The 16,727-nt window shown below is 63.6% G+C and carries 13 protein-coding genes, 2 tRNA genes and 1 pseudogene; 13 read left to right on the plus strand and 3 right to left on the minus strand.

Annotated elements, in window-relative coordinates; all coding sequences use genetic code 11:
- Position 1: 1 nt before the first annotated feature.
- Positions 2-1,129: a sensor histidine kinase gene (locus tag ACFRJ9_RS17760; protein ID WP_377670706.1), complete on the minus strand. Its 1,128-nt coding sequence runs from the start codon at positions 1,127-1,129 to the stop codon at positions 2-4.
- A 182-nt stretch (positions 1,130-1,311) separates the two neighbouring features.
- On the opposite strand from ACFRJ9_RS17760, the gene ACFRJ9_RS17765 reads away from it, so the two are divergent.
- The 10 genes and pseudogenes from ACFRJ9_RS17765 to ACFRJ9_RS17810 all read left to right on the plus strand — a co-directional run bounded on the left by ACFRJ9_RS17765 (position 1,312) and on the right by ACFRJ9_RS17810 (position 11,716).
- Positions 1,312-2,364, plus strand: a complete 1,053-nt coding sequence (locus ACFRJ9_RS17765; protein ID WP_377670605.1) for a 3-isopropylmalate dehydrogenase — start codon at positions 1,312-1,314, stop codon at positions 2,362-2,364.
- A gap of 117 nt (positions 2,365-2,481) precedes the next feature.
- A complete protein-coding gene (locus ACFRJ9_RS17770; protein WP_377670607.1) occupies positions 2,482-3,594 on the plus strand; it encodes a branched-chain amino acid aminotransferase in 1,113 nt (370 codons plus the stop codon).
- A gap of 230 nt (positions 3,595-3,824) precedes the next feature.
- A complete protein-coding gene (locus tag ACFRJ9_RS17775) occupies positions 3,825-4,625 on the plus strand; it encodes an MBL fold metallo-hydrolase (protein ID WP_377670609.1) in 801 nt (266 codons plus the stop codon).
- Between the two features lie 23 nt (positions 4,626-4,648).
- Positions 4,649-5,425, plus strand: coding sequence for a fumarylacetoacetate hydrolase family protein (locus tag ACFRJ9_RS17780; protein WP_011775161.1), 777 nt, complete (start codon positions 4,649-4,651; stop codon positions 5,423-5,425).
- Between the two features lie 124 nt (positions 5,426-5,549).
- Entirely contained in the window at positions 5,550-7,070 is a 1,521-nt protein-coding gene (gltX, locus tag ACFRJ9_RS17785) for a glutamate--tRNA ligase (protein WP_377670612.1), read from the plus strand.
- Positions 7,071-7,077: 7 nt separating this feature from the next.
- Positions 7,078-7,813: pseudogene (locus ACFRJ9_RS17790) on the plus strand (HAD family hydrolase).
- Positions 7,814-7,950: 137 nt separating this feature from the next.
- Positions 7,951-8,022 (plus strand) — tRNA-Gln (locus ACFRJ9_RS17795).
- Between the two features lie 126 nt (positions 8,023-8,148).
- Positions 8,149-8,221, plus strand: a tRNA-Glu gene (locus tag ACFRJ9_RS17800).
- Between the two features lie 157 nt (positions 8,222-8,378).
- Positions 8,379-10,100, plus strand: a complete 1,722-nt coding sequence (locus ACFRJ9_RS17805; RefSeq protein ID WP_377670708.1) for a dynamin family protein — start codon at positions 8,379-8,381, stop codon at positions 10,098-10,100.
- Positions 10,097-11,716 (plus strand): GTPase, encoded by a 1,620-nt coding sequence (locus ACFRJ9_RS17810; RefSeq protein ID WP_377670615.1) that lies wholly within the window; start codon positions 10,097-10,099, stop codon positions 11,714-11,716. Before ACFRJ9_RS17805 ends, ACFRJ9_RS17810 begins: the two co-directional genes overlap by 4 nt.
- Here ACFRJ9_RS17810 and ACFRJ9_RS17815 read toward each other — a convergent pair.
- Both ACFRJ9_RS17815 and ACFRJ9_RS17820 read right to left on the minus strand, forming a co-directional pair.
- Positions 11,713-12,249 carry a DUF1697 domain-containing protein gene (locus ACFRJ9_RS17815; protein ID WP_377670618.1) on the minus strand — a complete coding sequence of 179 codons (537 nt, stop codon included), beginning with the start codon at positions 12,247-12,249 and terminating at the stop codon, positions 11,713-11,715. The two genes, ACFRJ9_RS17810 and ACFRJ9_RS17815, sit on opposite strands and share 4 nt — an antisense overlap.
- 13 nt (positions 12,250-12,262) lie before the next feature.
- A complete protein-coding gene (locus ACFRJ9_RS17820) occupies positions 12,263-12,982 on the minus strand; it encodes an IclR family transcriptional regulator (protein WP_014922101.1) in 720 nt (239 codons plus the stop codon).
- A 122-nt stretch (positions 12,983-13,104) separates the two neighbouring features.
- Here ACFRJ9_RS17820 and leuC point away from each other — a divergent pair, with 122 nt between their 5' ends.
- The 3 genes from leuC to murA all read left to right on the plus strand — a co-directional run bounded on the left by leuC (position 13,105) and on the right by murA (position 16,719).
- Positions 13,105-14,556, plus strand: coding sequence for a 3-isopropylmalate dehydratase large subunit (leuC, locus tag ACFRJ9_RS17825; protein ID WP_377670620.1), 1,452 nt, complete (start codon positions 13,105-13,107; stop codon positions 14,554-14,556).
- A gap of 9 nt (positions 14,557-14,565) precedes the next feature.
- Positions 14,566-15,165 (plus strand): 3-isopropylmalate dehydratase small subunit, encoded by a 600-nt coding sequence (gene leuD, locus ACFRJ9_RS17830; protein WP_377670623.1) that lies wholly within the window; start codon positions 14,566-14,568, stop codon positions 15,163-15,165.
- A 228-nt stretch (positions 15,166-15,393) separates the two neighbouring features.
- Positions 15,394-16,719, plus strand: a complete 1,326-nt coding sequence (gene murA / locus ACFRJ9_RS17835; protein ID WP_377670625.1) for a UDP-N-acetylglucosamine 1-carboxyvinyltransferase — start codon at positions 15,394-15,396, stop codon at positions 16,717-16,719.
- Positions 16,720-16,727: the final 8 nt, after the last annotated feature.

Genomic DNA, 16,727 nt, shown 5'->3' on the forward strand with positions numbered 1-16,727 from the left:
TTCAGGCCTCCGTGTACGGGATGGTTGCGGTCACGCGGAAACCGCCACCCTGTTGCGGGCCAGCGGTCAGGGAACCATCGTAGAGGGAGACCCGCTCGCCCATGCCCCTGAGGCCGTTCCCTCCGCCCGCGGGTGGCGGATCGGCAGCGGCGCCACGGCCGTCGTCGACGATTTCCACCTGCAGGCCACGTACTTGCCATGCGAGGGAAACGCTGGCTGCCGCCTTCGGTCCGGCATGTTTCATGACATTGGTGAGTGCTTCCTGGATGATGCGATAGGCCGTGAGTTCGGCACCGGCGGGAAGATTTCGGCGAGGCACGCCGCTTTGCTCGAAGGCAACGTGCAAGGTGGCGGCACGGAAGCCGAGAAGCAGTTCGTCCAAATCCGAGAGCCTGGGCTGCGGACGGGTAGGGGAATCATCGTCCGAGCGAAGGACACCCAGGAGCCTGCGCATCTCACCGAGTGAATCGCGGCCCGTCGCCGCAATCGTGGCCAGCGCTTCGGTAGCCAACTCGGGTTTGGCTGCGGCGGCATATCTGGCGCCGTCGGCCTGGGTGATGATGACGGACAACGAATGGGCCACGATGTCGTGCATTTCCCGGGCGATGTGCGATCGTTCGTCGGCGGCCGCCAGTTGACGCTCTTGCTGCTGTTCGATTTCGAGGCGGCGAGTCCGGTCTTCAAGGGCCTGTAGTTGCAGGCGCCGTACCCGGGTGAGGTCGCCCAACGTCCAGCTCACCAGCACCAGCATCCAGATGAGGACCGTGTAAAGGGCCCCAATGGTCAGGCCCATGATGCCGGACTCCGCAGTGCTGGAATAGAGACGGGTGGTCAGCATGATGCCACCCAGCAACCCGGCAAGGAGGACAGTGCGGCTGGCCCACGACGGACCGTAGGCCGCCGTTGCATAGATGACCAGCGGGACGGCGACCTGCCCGGCCACAGGCTCGGCGGCCAGCGCCCACTGGATGAGGCACACCAGGATCACCAGCCCCGCGGCCAGGGCTGGCCGCGTCCGCCGCCATGCAAGGGGGAGCAGGAGCCCGCAGGAAATGAAGAACAGCAGGGGCCGGTCTGCCATCAAATACACGGGACCAAACAACAGGACGAGCAGGCAGGTTGCCGTCATGTCCACTTTGAAGCGGTTGATCCGGAACCATTCGTATATCGCGTGCCTTCTATCCACGCTCTTGACTCTATGTGTTCGCGTGGTTCGTAGCATCATGCCGTGGTCTGATCCGTCGCACTGGCAGGTGTTCGCAGAGTGAGACGATTTTGACCAACATGTGGATTGCTTGGCTAGATAGACGTATGAGTGCATCGTCCATCAATCTCGCTGTCATCCCCGGCGACGGCATTGGCCCGGAGGTCATCGCCGAAGCCGTCAAGGTCCTCGAAAAGGCTGTCGCCGCTGAAGGCGTGGACCTTCAGCAGACCCACTACAAGCTCGGTGCCCAGCACTGGCTTGAGACAGGCGAGACCCTGCCGGACGAGGTCCTGACGGATCTTCGTACCCGGGATGCCATCCTCTTTGGTGCGGTGGGCGCAGCTCCCGGCGATACTCGCATCCCTTCGGGCATCATCGAGCGCGAGATGCTGCTCAAGCTCCGCTTCAGCCTGGACCACTACGTGAACCTGCGTCCGTCACGGCTGTATGGAACCGTTGGAAGCCCGCTGGCCAATCCCGGCACCATCGATTTTATTGTGGTCCGTGAAGGTACCGAAGGCCCCTACGTCGGCAACGGCGGCACTTTGCGCGGCGGAACTCCACACGAAGTTGCAACGGAAGTCTCCCTTAATACGGCGCACGGTGTGGAGCGCGTTGTCCGCGATGCCTTCCGCCGCGCCAGCGAGCGTCCCCGCAAGCATGTCACCCTGGTCCATAAGCACAACGTCCTGGTATTCGCCGGACACCTGTGGAAGCGTACGGTCGAAGCGGTGGCCCTGGAATTCCCCAAGGTCACCCACGATTACCTGCACATCGACGCGGCAACCATCTTCATGGTCACGGACCCCTCCCGCTTCGACGTGATCGTCACCGACAACCTCTTCGGCGACATCCTGACCGACCTCGCAGCTGCCGTCACCGGCGGCATCGGGCTGGCAGCCTCGGGCAACATCAACATGGACCGTACAGCGCCGTCCATGTTTGAGCCCGTCCACGGCTCGGCTCCGGACATCGCCGGACAGCAGAAAGCCGATCCCACCGCCGCTATCCTGTCGGCAGTGCTCCTCCTGGACCACCTTGGCTACACCACGGCGGCCCGAAAGATCGAAGCGGCAGTAGTCGCCGACGTCGAAAGCCGCACCGGCGAAGCGCGCAGCACTGCTGCGATCGGTGACGCCATTGCGGCCGCACTTTAGGCCCGATTCTCAGGCGTAAGCTTGTCTTGAATTATTTACCTGCTTCCCTGGTCCATCGCTGAACCAAACCCTTTGGGACCCGGTTCGCCCTGCCAGGTAGCTGACTGTGGAGGAACAATGACCCAGACTGCCCACGGCGTCGAATTCAACCAGCAGCTTTCGGAAACCCCGAAGACTGCTGAGGAGCGTGCTGCTATCCTGGCGAACCCAGGTTTCGGCGACTACTTCACCGACCACACTGCCGTCGTCGACTACAAAGTTGACGTCGACGGCAATGGCGGTTGGCAGCACGCCCGTATTGAGCCCTACGGACCCATCTCCCTGGATCCTTCGGCAGCAGTCCTGCATTATGGCCAGGAGATCTTCGAAGGCCTCAAGGCATACCGCCACGCAGACGGTTCTGTCTGGACGTTCCGCCCCGAAGCCAACGCGGCCCGCCTGAACAAGTCGGCACGTCGTCTGGCTCTTCCGGAATTGCCTGAGGAATACTTCCTGGGGGCCATCCGCGAACTTGTCCAGGCCGACAAGGAATGGGTTCCGTCCGGAGACGGTGAAGCCCTCTACCTGCGCCCGTTCATGATCGCCACGGAGGCGTTCCTCGGCGTCCGCGCTGCCCGCGAAGTTTCCTTCCGCGTCATCGCTTCGCCTGCCGGCAATTACTTCGGCGGAGAGCTGAAGCCGGTGTCCATCTGGATCTCCCGCGAGTACGCCCGTGCAGGCCGCGGTGGAACCGGTGCAGCCAAGTGCGGCGGAAACTACGCTGCCTCGCTCATCGCCCAGCAGGAAGCCGAGGCGAACGGCTGCAAGCAGGTGCTCTTCCTGGACCACTTCAACGACGACGCCGTGGAAGAACTCGGCGGCATGAACGTCTTCTTCGTCATGAAGGACGGCTCGCTCGTCACTCCGGCACTCAGCGGTACCATCCTGGAAGGCGTCACCCGTTCTTCCGTGATTCAGGTGGCCAGGGACATGGGCCGTGAAGTCGCCGAGCGCAAGATCACCCTGGACGAGTGGCGCGACGGCGTGGCCTCTGGCGAGATCGCCGAGGTCTTCGCCTGCGGTACCGCCGCTGTGATCACCCCGATCGGGGTGCTCAAGGACGCCACCGAATTCATCGGTTCCGCAGACGCCAAGGCGGGGGAGACCACCATGGCCATCCGCGAACAGCTGCTTGGCATCCAGACCGGCGTCATCGAAGACCGCCATGGTTGGTTGACCCGCCTGGTCTAGGCCCTCGGCTCCATCCGACAACGCCCGACGGCGGCCCTCCCCTTGGTGATCAAGCGGAAGGGCCGCCGTTGGTTTTCCTGACGCTCTCTCACTTCCCGTCAGTTTTCCCCGGACGCTCTCTCACATCGGGTTGTGGAAGCCAACGGATGTGAAAGAGCGATCCGCAAAAAAGGCCGGGATGTGAGAGAGCGTCGGATGAGTGCCAAGATGGGACAGTGACTTCTGAATCAATGTCGACTTCTGATAACGCACCCACCGAAGGCGCCCCCTCCCTGCAACGCAGCAGCGAGCTCACCAGCTTCAGGCTGGCGCCGAACCCGGGTCCCATGAGCCTGGACGGCACCAACTCCTATGTCATCAGCGCGCCGGGCTCCGGCCACGTTGCCGTGGTGGATCCGGGCCCGGAAGACGAGCAGCATCTGGCGGAGTTGGCAGCAACCGGCGTGGTGGATGTCGTGCTCATCACGCACCGCCATGCAGACCATACAGAGGCATCAAAGAGGTTCCACGAACTCACCGGAGCCCCCGTCCGGGCTTCGTCCCGCGAACACTGCCACGGCGGCGAGCCACTCACTGATGGTGAAGTCCTGAACGCAGGCGGCGTGGAAATCCGGGTAGTGGCAACCCCTGGCCACACCTCCGATTCCCTCTGCTTCCATCTTCCCGGCGACGGGCCCGCGGGCTCGGTCCTTACGGGCGACACCATCCTGGGCCGGGGCACCACTGTGCTGGACTACCCGGACGGCCGCTTGGGGGACTACCTCGCAAGCCTGGACAGGCTGGAAGCACTTGGACCTGCCATTCTCCTGCCCGCCCATGGTCCGGTGCTCCCTGCCTTGGACGAGAAGTGCCGCGAGTATCGGGACCACCGCGAGCAGCGGCTTGGCCAGATCAGGACAGCGCTGGAAAACCTGGGACAGGATGCCTCCATCCCGGCCGTCACCGATGCCGTGTATCCCGACGTCGACCCGTCGGTCAGGTGGGCGGCCGAGACTTCCGTCGCAGCGCAGTTGGATTACCTTCGAAGCTAAACCCGGACGGTAGGCTTGAGCCCATGCGTATCGCCCGGTTTGTAGTCGATTCTGATCCCCTTTATGGCGTTGTTGAAGGTGAGCCTGGCAGTGAGGAAATCACTGTCATCAACGGCGACCCCTTCTTCAACGGCGTTGAACGTACCCACGTCAAGCACAAGCTGGAGGATGTCCGGCTGCTCGCGCCGATCATTCCCCGCAGCAAGGTGATCGGCGTCGGCCGGAACTTCGCGGAGCATGCCGCTGAGCTCGGCAACGAAGTTCCCCAGCAGCCGTTGCTGTTCCTCAAGCCCAACACGTCCGTGATCGGCCCGAACGATCCCATCATCCTTCCCGAGTTCTCAGAGGAGGTCTCCTTCGAAGCTGAGCTGTGCGTGGTGATCGGCCGCATCTGCAAGGACGTTCCCGAGGACCGTGCGGACGATGTCATCTTCGGCTACACCTGCGGTAACGACCTCACAGCCCGCGACGTCCAGAAAACGGACCTCCAGTGGGCTCGCGCCAAGGGCTTCGACACTTCCGCGCCGCTGGGCCCGTGGATCGAAACCGAACTGGACCACGAAGACCTGTCCATCCAGGGGCGGCTCAACGGTGAACTCCGCCAGGACGGCAGCACCAACCAGATGATCCGCGGCGTTCGCGAGCTCGTCTCGATCGTCTCCCACGCCTTCACCTTGCTGCCGGGTGATGTCATCATGACCGGCACCCCGGCCGGTGTGGGCCTGGTCAGCGAGGGCGACCGCTTCGAGGTGGAGATCGAAGGCATCGGCCGTCTCTCCAATCCGGTGGTTCGCCGCTAGGCAACCAGCCACAGGCTAGAACCTCGACGGCGGCACTCGCCTTTCACACGAAAGCCGAGTGCCGCCGTCGAGCGCTTTCCGTCGGGAAACCGAGGCGGCGCCAAGCGGTAAAGTTGGAACCACTATGACTACTGCTTCTGCGTCGAACGCTGCCTCCAGCGCCATTCCTGCCGTCAACGCCGAGACTCCGGTCCGCGTCCGTTTCTGCCCGTCGCCCACGGGAACGCCGCACGTTGGCTTGATCCGCACCGCCCTGTTCAACTGGGCCTATGCCCGCCACACCGGTGGCAAGCTGATCTTCCGCATCGAGGACACCGACTCTGCCCGCGACAGCGAGGAGAGCTACCACCAGTTGCTCGACGCCCTGAAGTGGCTCGGCATCAACTGGGATGAAGGCGTAGAGGTCGGCGGACCACATGAGCCGTACCGGCAGTCGCAGCGCGGCGACATCTACCAGGACGTCATCGCCAAGCTCAAGGCCGGGGGACACGTCTATGAGTCCTATTCCACCCCGGACGAGATCGAAGCCCGCCACAAGGCAGCAGGCCGCGACCCGAAGCTGGGCTACGACGGCTTTGACCGGCACCTGACGGACGAGCAGTTGGCCCAGTTCAAGGCAGAAGGCCGGGAGGCAGTCCTGCGCCTCCGCATGCCGGATGAGGACCTGACGTTCAACGACCTCGTCCGCGGCGAGATCACCTTCAAGGCCGGCTCCGTGCCTGACTTCGCGGTAGTCCGTGCCAACGGCGCCCCGCTCTACACCTTGGTGAACCCGGTGGATGACGCCCTGATGGGGATCACCCATGTCCTCCGCGGCGAAGACCTGCTGAGCTCCACGCCTCGCCAGATCGCTCTGTACCGGGCGCTTTATGCTATCGGTGTTGCGGAGTACATGCCGGAGTTCGGCCACCTTCCCTATGTCATGGGCCAGGGCAACAAAAAGCTGTCCAAGCGTGACCCCGAGTCCAGCCTGTTCCTGCACCGCGAGCGTGGCTTCATTCCCGAGGGCCTGCTCAACTACCTGTCCCTGCTCGGCTGGTCCCTGAGCGCCGATGAGGACATCTTCACTGTGGAGCAGCTCGTGGCGAACTTCGACATCCACGATGTCCTGGGCAACCCGGCGCGCTTCGACATCAAGAAGGCCGAAGCCATCAACGGAACCCACGTCCGGATGCTTGCGGCCGAGGACTTCAAGGAACGGTTGGTTCCCTACCTCCGCGCTGCCGGCTTCGTGGGTGAGATCCTCACCCCGCGTCAGGAAGAGATCCTCGCAGAGGCTGCTCCGCTGGTTCAGGAGCGCATCACTCTCCTGGGCGAGGCCCCCGAGATGCTGGCCTTCTTGTTCAAAGCCGATGACGCGATCGACGTTGCCGACGACGCCCGCAAGGGACTCCCGGCCAACCTTGAGGAAGTCCTCGATGCTGCCCTGGCGGCGCTGGATCCTGTGGATGAGTGGACTGCCGAGAACATCCAGGCAGCGCTCAAGCAGGCACTGGTGGAAGACCTTGGGATCAAACCGCGCGCTGCTTTCGGGCCAGTGCGTACGGCCATCTCCGGCCGTCGCATTTCCCCGCCGCTGTTCGAGTCGATGGTGATCCTGGGCAAGGATTCGTCGTTGGCCCGCGTTCGCGCCTTCCGCGGCTAGGAGCGGGATCAGTCATGGCGATCGCAAGCTCCTTCGGCCCTATCCGCGGTGTCCTGTTCGACATCGACGACACCCTGGTGGACCTTGAGTACGCCATGACTACAGCATTGCGTGATGTCAGCGAGCATCTCCTGCCCGGCCTTGACCAGGCCGGGTGGGTGAAGTTCGGCCGAATCTTCACGCACGAAACCACTCACTATTACGACCGCTACCTTGCCGGTGAGCTGACCTTCAATGAGCAACGGCTGCTGCGCGGCAGGGCAGCCCTGGGTCACTTTGGCGTGGAGCTCGACGACGGCGAAGATGCACAGGCGTGGGTGGCTGAGTATCACCAGCGCCAGACGGCGTACGTTCGCGCCTTCGAGGATGTTGGGGCCGTCTTGGACGCTCTCGACGCTGCAGACATCCCTTATGGGGCTGTGAGCAACAACGTGCACGACTATCAGCGGGCAAAGCTGGACGGCGCGGGACTGTCCCGAATCAAGATCCTCGTGGGGACGGACACCGTTGGCGCGGCCAAGCCGGATCCCGCGATCTACCTCGAAGGAGTGCGCCTGCTGGGCACCGAGGCGGGGGAGACCCTGTACGTGGGGGACAATCGCCTCCTGGACGCCGATGGTGCCACGGCGGCGGGCCTGGTTGGAGTGTGGCTGAACAGGACCGGGGAAACGGTCCAGGAGTTCACTGGCCGCCAAGTGGACTCCCTGTCCCGCTTGCTGGTTCAGGCCCCGGCCCGGGCCTGATCTTGATGTGATGCAGGTAACGGCTTCTCGATTTGTGCAGGTGGCGAGACTCGGGTAGAGTCATTACTCGTGCTGAGGGGCACGGGGGGAAAAGTCAAGGGAAACCGAGACGAGGAACTCCGGTCCGAAAGTCACTTTGGGATATGGTGTAATTGGCAACACTACGGTTTCTGGTACCGTCATTCTAGGTTCGAGTCCTGGTATCCCAGCTCTGAAATTCCGCGTCAATACGCTGGAAATTCGGAACTTCCAAGTCGCTGAGGCGATTTGGAGAGGAGCTGAAAGTATGTAATACTCATTCAGCTTGATCGCCGGAAACGGCGACAAAAGTGCAAGGCCCCATCGTATAGCGGCCTAGTACGCTGCCCTCTCACGGCGGTAACGCGGGTTCGAATCCCGCTGGGGTCACAAAAAATCCCCCGGAACTTCGGTTCCGGGGGATTTCTTTTTGCCCAAAGCGCCAGCCCGACGCTTCCAGCCGGGAACCGGCTGGCATGATGATGCTGTGACCGCAAACCAAGAGCCAACAACCACCGGGCAGGCCGCCGTCCTCAAGGGCACTGCGATGGCCATAGACACCCTGGAAGCTGCGCGAGCGGCACTCGCGGCCACCTCCCTTCCGCTGGCCCTGCCGGATGTTCAGGAAGCCCGCCAATGGATTCGGGAATCACTGTCACAGCTGGATGATTACGTGATACCCCGGTACCGCAGCCTCGACGCCCCGCTGCTGGCCGTCGTCGGCGGTTCAACAGGTGCGGGAAAGTCCACCCTGGTCAACGCACTTGTGGGGTACCCGGTGACCCGTGCCGGAGCCATCAGGCCCACAACGCGACAACCCATCCTGTTGCACCACCCACAGGACGCCGGATGGTTCGAAGGTGATCGGATACTTCCCAGCCTTGACCGGATCCGCGGCTCGGTGTCGGCAAGCCCCCTGCCGGCCAACCAAGCGGGCGCAGCGCCCGATGCCCAGGCGATCACCTCTTTGGTGCTGGTGGCGCATGATCGCGTACCGCAGGGAATAGCCCTCCTTGACGCGCCCGACGTCGATTCGATTTCTGACGACAACCGCAGGCTTGCCGGTCAATTGCTGGCCGCAGCCGACCTGTGGGTTTTTGTCACCACCGCCAACCGATACGCCGACGCCGTTCCTTGGCGGCTCCTGCTGGATGCCGCTTCCCGGGATATCACCGTTGCCGTGGTTCTGGATCGCGTACCGTCTGCCGCCGAAGACGAAGTCAGGACGGACCTGAAGGCTATGCTCGACCGTCAGGGTCTGGGTGAGGCGAGACTCTTCGTTGTGCCTGAGAGCCCGCTGGACGGGCTGGGAATGCTGCCGCAGGCGTCGGTGGCACAGTTGGGCCAATGGCTGGGGGCTTTGGCCGCCAACGCGGCCGGACGCGCGGACGTTGCCCGGCGGACCCTCAATGGTGCCGTCAAAGCCGTCAGTGGCCGTTTGGAGGGAATCGCCGGAGCTGCTGCCGCCCAGGACGCCGCCGCACACGATCTGCGGACCGTTTGTGTTGAGGAGTATGAGCAGGCGCTCTCGGGCATTCTTGAGGCCACCAAGGACGGAGCTTTGCTGCGAGGCGAAGTCCTGGCCCGTTGGCAGGATTTCGTGGGTACAGGTGAGTTCTTCCGCGCCGTCGAGCAGAACATCGGACGCATGCGGGATCGGGTGGGTGCCTTCTTCCGGGGCGAACCCGCTCCGGCGGTAAGGGTTGAGACCGCCATCGAGACCGGATTGCAGGCTGTGATCCTGGATGAGGCCGCCAACGCGGCAGAGAACGTGGACAGGCGCTGGCGATCGGATGCCGCCGGCCGGCACCTGCTGGGCGGGGACGACCTTTCCGGAACAAGCAAGGGCTTCGATGCCAGGTCCGCTGCGGCGATCCGTGCTTGGCAGGAGGGCCTCATGGAAATGATCCGTACGCAGGGTCAGGGCAAGCGGACCCAGGCCCGGTGGTTGTCCTTTGGCCTTAATGGACTCGGCGCAGCGCTGATGGTGGTGGTGTTTTCCATGACGGCCGGCCTGAGCGGACTGGAGATCGGCATCGCCGGAGGGACGGCTGTGGTGGGGCAGAAGCTGTTGGAAGCGGTGTTTGGCGAAGACGCAGTCCGTCGCTTGGCCCTGCAGGCACGCGAGGACCTGCACACCCAGTGCCAACGGCTTCTGGATGAAGAGAAGCAACGGTTCCTGGGGCGCCTTGAGGCCGCTCATCCGGGCACGGGAAGCGACCTCGCACGCCATGCCAAGGCCCTCCGACGCCTGGCAGGGGCCGCATGAGCCGCCACGGCCAGGTCCGGGAGTCATCCCGGCTGCAGCGTCGGCTTGAGTCACTCAATGCAGCACGCGAGCTTGCCGAGGGCGTGCTGCCCGACCAGGAGTTGCAGGCGGCGTATGACGTCCTGGAACGTGCGACGTCACGGCGGTCATTGTCGGCAGGGCATACGGTGGTGGGCTTTTTCGGGGCCACGGGAAGTGGCAAGTCATCGCTGTTCAATGCAGTGTCGGGCACCGTTCTGGCCACCGCGGCTGCACGACGTCCCACAACCTCCGAGCCGATGGCAGGGATCTGGGGCCATGACGGCAGCGGTCCGCTGCTGGACTGGCTGGAAGTCAAAGAGCGCCATGACCTCCCGGCCGTCCCTGGATTGGCGGACGACGGCGATGGGCTGATTCTGCTGGACCTTCCCGACTTTGATTCCACCAGGGTGGAGAACCGGCAGATCGTTCAGCGAATGGTGGGCATGGTGGACGTCCTGGTGTGGGTCCTGGACCCGCAAAAGTACGCGGACGCTGCAGTGCACAACGAGTTTCTTCGGCCCATGGCCTCCCACGGCGCCGTCACTCTTGTTGTCCTGAACCAGCTGGACAAGCTGAACCCCGCAGATGCCACTGCCGTGCTTCAGTCCTTGGAGGGGATCCTGGAGCGTGACGGCTTGGGCAAAGTCCGCGTGCTGGGCGCTTCGGCCATAACGGGCGACGGCGTTGAAACGGTCCGCGGGGCCATCAGGAACGTGGTGGTGCAGAGGGAGGCCGCGACGCAGCGATTGTCGGCCGACGTTGCAAAGGCCGCTGCTGAACTTGCCGAAGCCTCCGGGGACGGTGAAGCGCGAGGGATCAAAGGCAGCGCCAGGGTCCGCCTTGCGGCCGAACTGGCGACGGCGGCGAACGTACCGGTGGTGGTGGACGCTGTCCAGCGGTCCTTCAAAAGGGAGTCGGCCCGGCGGACGGGATGGCCCGTGACGAGGTGGCTGTTGCGCTTCCGTCCGGACCCCCTGCGGAGGCTCAACCTGGGCAGGGATGACAGCAGGCCTGAGCTCAGCCGGACGTCATTGCCTCCGGCAGGTGCGCCCGAGCGTGCAAGGACGGATGCTGCTGTCCGGGAGTTTGCCGACGACGCTTCCAGTGGCGCGCCCGGCCCTTGGCGCGCTGCAATCCGTGGTGTGGCACGGGACGGCCGGGAACTGCTGCCCGACGCCCTGGATCAGGCCATCGCCGGAACGGACCTGAAAGCCACCAAGCATCCCCTGTGGTGGGTGCTGTTCAACTCGCTGCAATGGCTCGCACTTCTCTTGGCCGTGGGCGGCCTGGGTTGGCTCGGCGTGCTCGCAGCGTTGGGCTACTTCCAAATGCCGGTGCCTGAAGTTCCGCGTACGGAAGGCTGGCCTTGGCCCACGCTGATGGTTGCCGGCGGAGTTGTGCTGGGAATTGTTCTTGCCATCGCCGGACGGATCCTCGGTGGCTGGGCGGCGCGTCTGCGTGCGTCCGGGGCCGCCAAACGCCTGAATTCGGCTGTGGCAGGGGTTGCTGAGCAGAGGATCGTTGAGCCCGTTGGCGTGGAAATAACGCGCTTGACGGCGTTCAACGCTGCCCTGAAGGCCGCGCGCTCGGCCTAGAGTGACGCTGCTGCGTCCCTGACCTTGATCATGGTGCGGAGATTCCGGGTGGTGGTGCTGCTTTTGTACCGGGTCTTCGCGGAGAGCCTGCTGAACGGACTGTCCAAGGTGCCGCCGGCAGGAGCCAGCCACGCAGAGGCTTCAGGTCCCAGCCGTATCTGTTCCACTCCACCAAGCGCCTCGCCTGCCTCAAAGAGTTCATCAAGCATGGCGGTATCGGAAGCCAGCGTGATGTAGCTGTGGGTGGACTTGTCATCCGATGGATAAGGGCACGCTGCCACGAGCTCCGCGACCCGGGAGGCCGTCAGGACAACCACCCAGGCGTCATAACCGAACGTCTCCCGCAGGCACTCCTCGAACCGGGATTTGACGTCCTTGGTGCCCAGATCACTCTGCAACACGACGTTTCCGCTGGCCAGCAGGGTCTTGACGTTGGAGAACGGGTACTCCAGGAGCGCGGTCTTGAGGTCGGCCATCTTGATGTTGATGCCGCCCACGTTGATACCGCGAAGGAACACAGCGTAGTTGTTCACTGACTCTCTCCGGCTAGTCGTTGTTCTTCCGCAGGGCCTCAGTCAAAACCCGGGCCGCGTTGCAGACAACTTCGGCGTGGAGGCGCCCGGGTTGCCGGGTAAGCCGCTCAATCGGGCCCGAAATCGATACCGCGGCAATGACCCTGCCGGACGGTCCGCGCACTGGCGCAGAGACGGAAGCGACCCCAGGCTCGCGTTCCCCGAGGCTCTGACCCCAGCCCCGGCGTCGTACTCCCGCAAGGACAGTGGGAGTGAAACGGGCGTTCTGCAAGCCCTCCAAGAGACGGTCATGGTCCTCCCAGGCCAGCAATACCTGGGCAGCGGAGCCGGCCTTCATGGAAAGTTGGGTGCCCACCGGTATGGTGTCGCGGAGGCCGATGGGGCGTTCAGCCGAGGCCACGCACACACGCCAGTCACCTTGCCGGCGGAAGATCTGGGCGCTTTCGCCCGTGGCGTCCCGCAGCTGGATGAGAACGGGGCCGGCGGATGCAATCAGCCGGTCTTCGCCGGCGGCGGAGGCGAGTTCCACCAAGCGGCTGCCCAGGACGAACCGCCCTTGGATATCGCGGCTCACCAGTCGGTGGTGAACCAATGCCAGCGCGAGCCGGTGAACCGTTGGCCGGGCGAGGCCGGTGGCCGCTACAAGTTGCGCGAGTGTCGTTGGCCCGGCTTCAAGCGCATCAAGTACTTGGGCCGCTTTATCAATGACACCGACTCCACTAGAATTGTCCATGTAATGATATTGCCGTCTCAATATCTGAGATGCAAGTTGTTTCGCTGGCCTATTTCGCGACCGGGCTGGTTCAGTGGACAAAGAACAACGCACCAAGCCAACACTGTGAAGGGAGCAAGGCCGTGGGAAAGACACTGGCCGAGAAGGTCTGGGACGCGCACGTAGTGCGCAAGGGTGAAGGCGAAGGAGCCAATGCCCAGCCCGACCTTCTTTTCATCGACTTGCACCTGGTCCACGAAGTGACGTCACCGCAGGCATTCGAAGGCCTACGCCTGGCCGGCCGCCCGCTGCGCCGCGTGGACCTCACTATTGCCACTGAGGACCACAACACTCCTACGCTGGACATCGACAAGCCCATTGCCGACCTCACCAGCCGCACCCAGATTGAAACCCTGCGCGCCAACTGCAAGGAGTTCGGCGTCCGCCTGCACTCCCTCGGGGACAAGGAACAGGGCATCGTTCACGTCGTCGGACCGCAACTGGGCCTGACCCAGCCTGGAATGACCGTAGTGTGCGGCGATTCGCATACCTCCACGCATGGTGCCTTCGGGGCGCTGGCGATGGGCATCGGCACGTCCGAGGTAGAACACGTCATGGCTACCCAGACGCTGTCCCTGAAGCCGTTCAAGACCATGGCCATCAACGTGGAGGGCACCTTGCGTCCCGGCGTCACGGCCAAGGACATCATTCTCGCTGTGATTGCCAAGATCGGCACCGGCGGGGGCCAGGGCTACGTCCTGGAGTACCGCGGCTCTGCCATCCGGGCGCTGTCCATGGACGCCCGCATGACCATCTGCAACATGTCCATCGAGGCCGGCGCCCGCGCTGGCATGGTGGCACCTGACCAGATCACCTACGACTACATGCAGGGCCGCGCCCACGCGCCGGAAGGCGCTGACTGGGATGCCGCCGTCGAATATTGGAACACGCTCCACACGGACGATGACGCCACGTTCGATGTCCAAGTGGACCTCGACGCCAACACGCTGGAACCCTTTGTCACCTGGGGCACCAACCCCGGCCAAGGTGTTTCCCTCTCCGCCAAGGTGCCCTCCCCGGAGGACTTCGGCGACGAGAACGCCAAGGCTGCCGCCGAACGTGCCCTGCAGTACATGGGCCTGGAAGCTGGAACGCCCATGAAGGAGATCCGTGTGGACACGGTCTTCCTGGGCTCCTGCACCAACTCCCGCATCGAAGACTTGCGGGCTGCGGCGGACATCATCCGCGGCCGGGCCAAGGACCCCGACATCCGCATGCTCGTGGTGCCCGGCTCCGCCCGGGTCCGGCTTGAGGCAGAGGCTGAGGGACTGGACAAGGTCTTCAAGGAATTCGGCGCTGAATGGCGCTTCGCCGGCTGCTCCATGTGCTTGGGCATGAATCCGGACCAGCTGGAGCCGGGGGAGCGCTGCGCCTCGACGTCCAACCGAAACTTCGAGGGCCGCCAAGGCAAGGGTGGCCGTACGCACCTTGTCTCCCCGGTGGTCGCTGCGGCGACTGCCGTCCGCGGCACGCTGAGCTCGCCGTCGGACCTGGAACCGGCGTCGGCCGCCGCGTTGACCGGAATCGCAGTCTAGGAGGATCCCATGGAAAAATTCACCACCCACACCGGCATCGGCGTTCCGCTGCGGCAGAGCAACGTTGACACGGACCAGATCATCCCGGCTGTCTACCTCAAGCGCATCACGCGCACAGGTTTTGAGGACGCTCTCTTCGCCGCCTGGCGCAAGGACGAGTCCTTCATCCTGAACCAGGCGCCCTTCAGGGCAGGCTCTGTCCTGGTGGCCGGGCCGGACTTCGGTACCGGGTCATCCCGTGAACATGCGGTCTGGGCACTGAAGGACTATGGCTTCAAGGCCGTCCTGTCCTCTCGGTTTGCCGATATTTTCCGCGGCAACTCAGGCAAGCAGGGACTCCTCGCCGCGGAAGTGGGCCAGGACGATATTGAGCTCATTTGGAAGGTGCTGGAGAACAACCCGGGCACCGAAGTGAAGGTTGACCTGGTCAGCAAGACGGTCGAGTGCGGGAATGTTGTTGCTCCCTTTGAGATCGACGACTACACACGCTGGCGCCTCCTGGAGGGCCTTGACGACATCGGGCTCACCCTGCAGCACGAGGAAGATATCACGGCCTACGAGGCCACCCGGCCGTCCTTCAAGCCCACTACGCTTCCGGCGAAGAGCTGACCTCAGGCACCACAGAACCACTCACCGTATCGAGCGGTAACTGGACCGGCGGGCCCCTGCCAAAAGGGCTCGCCGGTCCTTTTTGGTGTGACTTTCAGTGGAGCCGGATCACCGGGACCCGCAGATGCCGGGGGCGGGCCGCATTTCGGTTCGGTAACGCGAGCTTCTATGCTTAGCTGGAGCCTTTGTAAGTTTGGGGGGCGAGTAGTCGTGAGGAAACCGGTATAGATGAGTAGTGTTCTGACAATCCGCGGTGGCGTCCCATTGACCGGACGAGTGACCGTACGCGGTGCCAAGAACCTGGTGCCCAAAGCCATGGTGGCGGCGTTGCTGGGCAGCGAACCATCGGTGCTGCGCAACGTGCCGGAAATCAAGGACGTGGAGGTTGTCACCAGCCTGCTCCAGCTCCATGGCGTCACCGTAGCCAAGGATCCTGTGACAGGTGACCTCACCTTGGATCCCAAGGATGCCAAGACCGCTTCCAGCACCGCAATTGACGCGCATGCCGGAGATTCCAGGATTCCGATCCTGCTGTGCGGACCTCTGATCCATGCGATCGGCGAGGCCTTCATCCCGGACCTTGGCGGTTGCAAGATCGGCGACCGGCCCATCGATTACCACTTGAATGTGCTGCGCCAGTTCGGCGCCGTGGTGGAAAAGCGTCCGGGCGGCATCCACATCTCCGCCCCGCACGGCCTGCATGGCGCCAAGATCTCCCTGCCCTACCCGTCGGTGGGAGCCACCGAGCAGGTCCTGCTCAGCGCAACGCGCGCCGATGGCATTACGGAACTCAGCGGTGCAGCAACAGAACCCGAGATCATCGATCTCATCGCCGTCCTTCAGAAGATGGGCGCCATCATCAGTGTCCAGACGGACCGCACCATCCGCATTGAGGGCGTCAAGGACCTCCGCGGCTATAACCACCGCGCGCTTCCGGACCGTAACGAGACAGCCTCGTGGGCGTCGGCCGCCTTGGTCACCCGTGGCGATATCTATGTCGAGGGTGCTTCCCAGCGCGACATGATGACGTTCTTGAACACGTACCGCAAAGTGGGCGGCGGCATGGACATTGGCGACGACGGCATCCGTTTTTACCACCAAGGCGGCAAACTGACACCGCTGGTGCTGGAGACAGATGTCCACCCTGGTTTCATGACGGATTGGCAGCAGCCACTGGTCGTCGCCCTGACGCAGGCCGAGGGCGTTTCGATCGTCCACGAGACCGTGTACGAGAACCGTTTCGGGTTCACCGAAGCCCTTGCCCGGATGGGTGCGAACATCCAGGTACACCGTGAATGCCTTGGCAGTGTCCCATGCCGTTTCGGGCAGCGGAACTTCCTTCACTCCGCAGTCATCTCCGGTTCCACACCGCTGCGGGGCACCGACATCGACATCCCCGACCTCCGTGGCGGCTTCAGCCACCTCATTGCGGCCTTGGCTGCTACGGGCACATCCAGGGTCACCGGTATTGACATCATCAACCGCGGCTACGAGCGCTTCACCGAAAAGCTGGCCGGACTGGGCGCAGATTTCGACATCACCACCACCAAGTAGCGGGGGAT

This window comes from Paenarthrobacter sp. NPDC056912 (genome assembly GCF_042786555.1).
Lineage (GTDB): Bacteria > Actinomycetota > Actinomycetes > Actinomycetales > Micrococcaceae > Arthrobacter.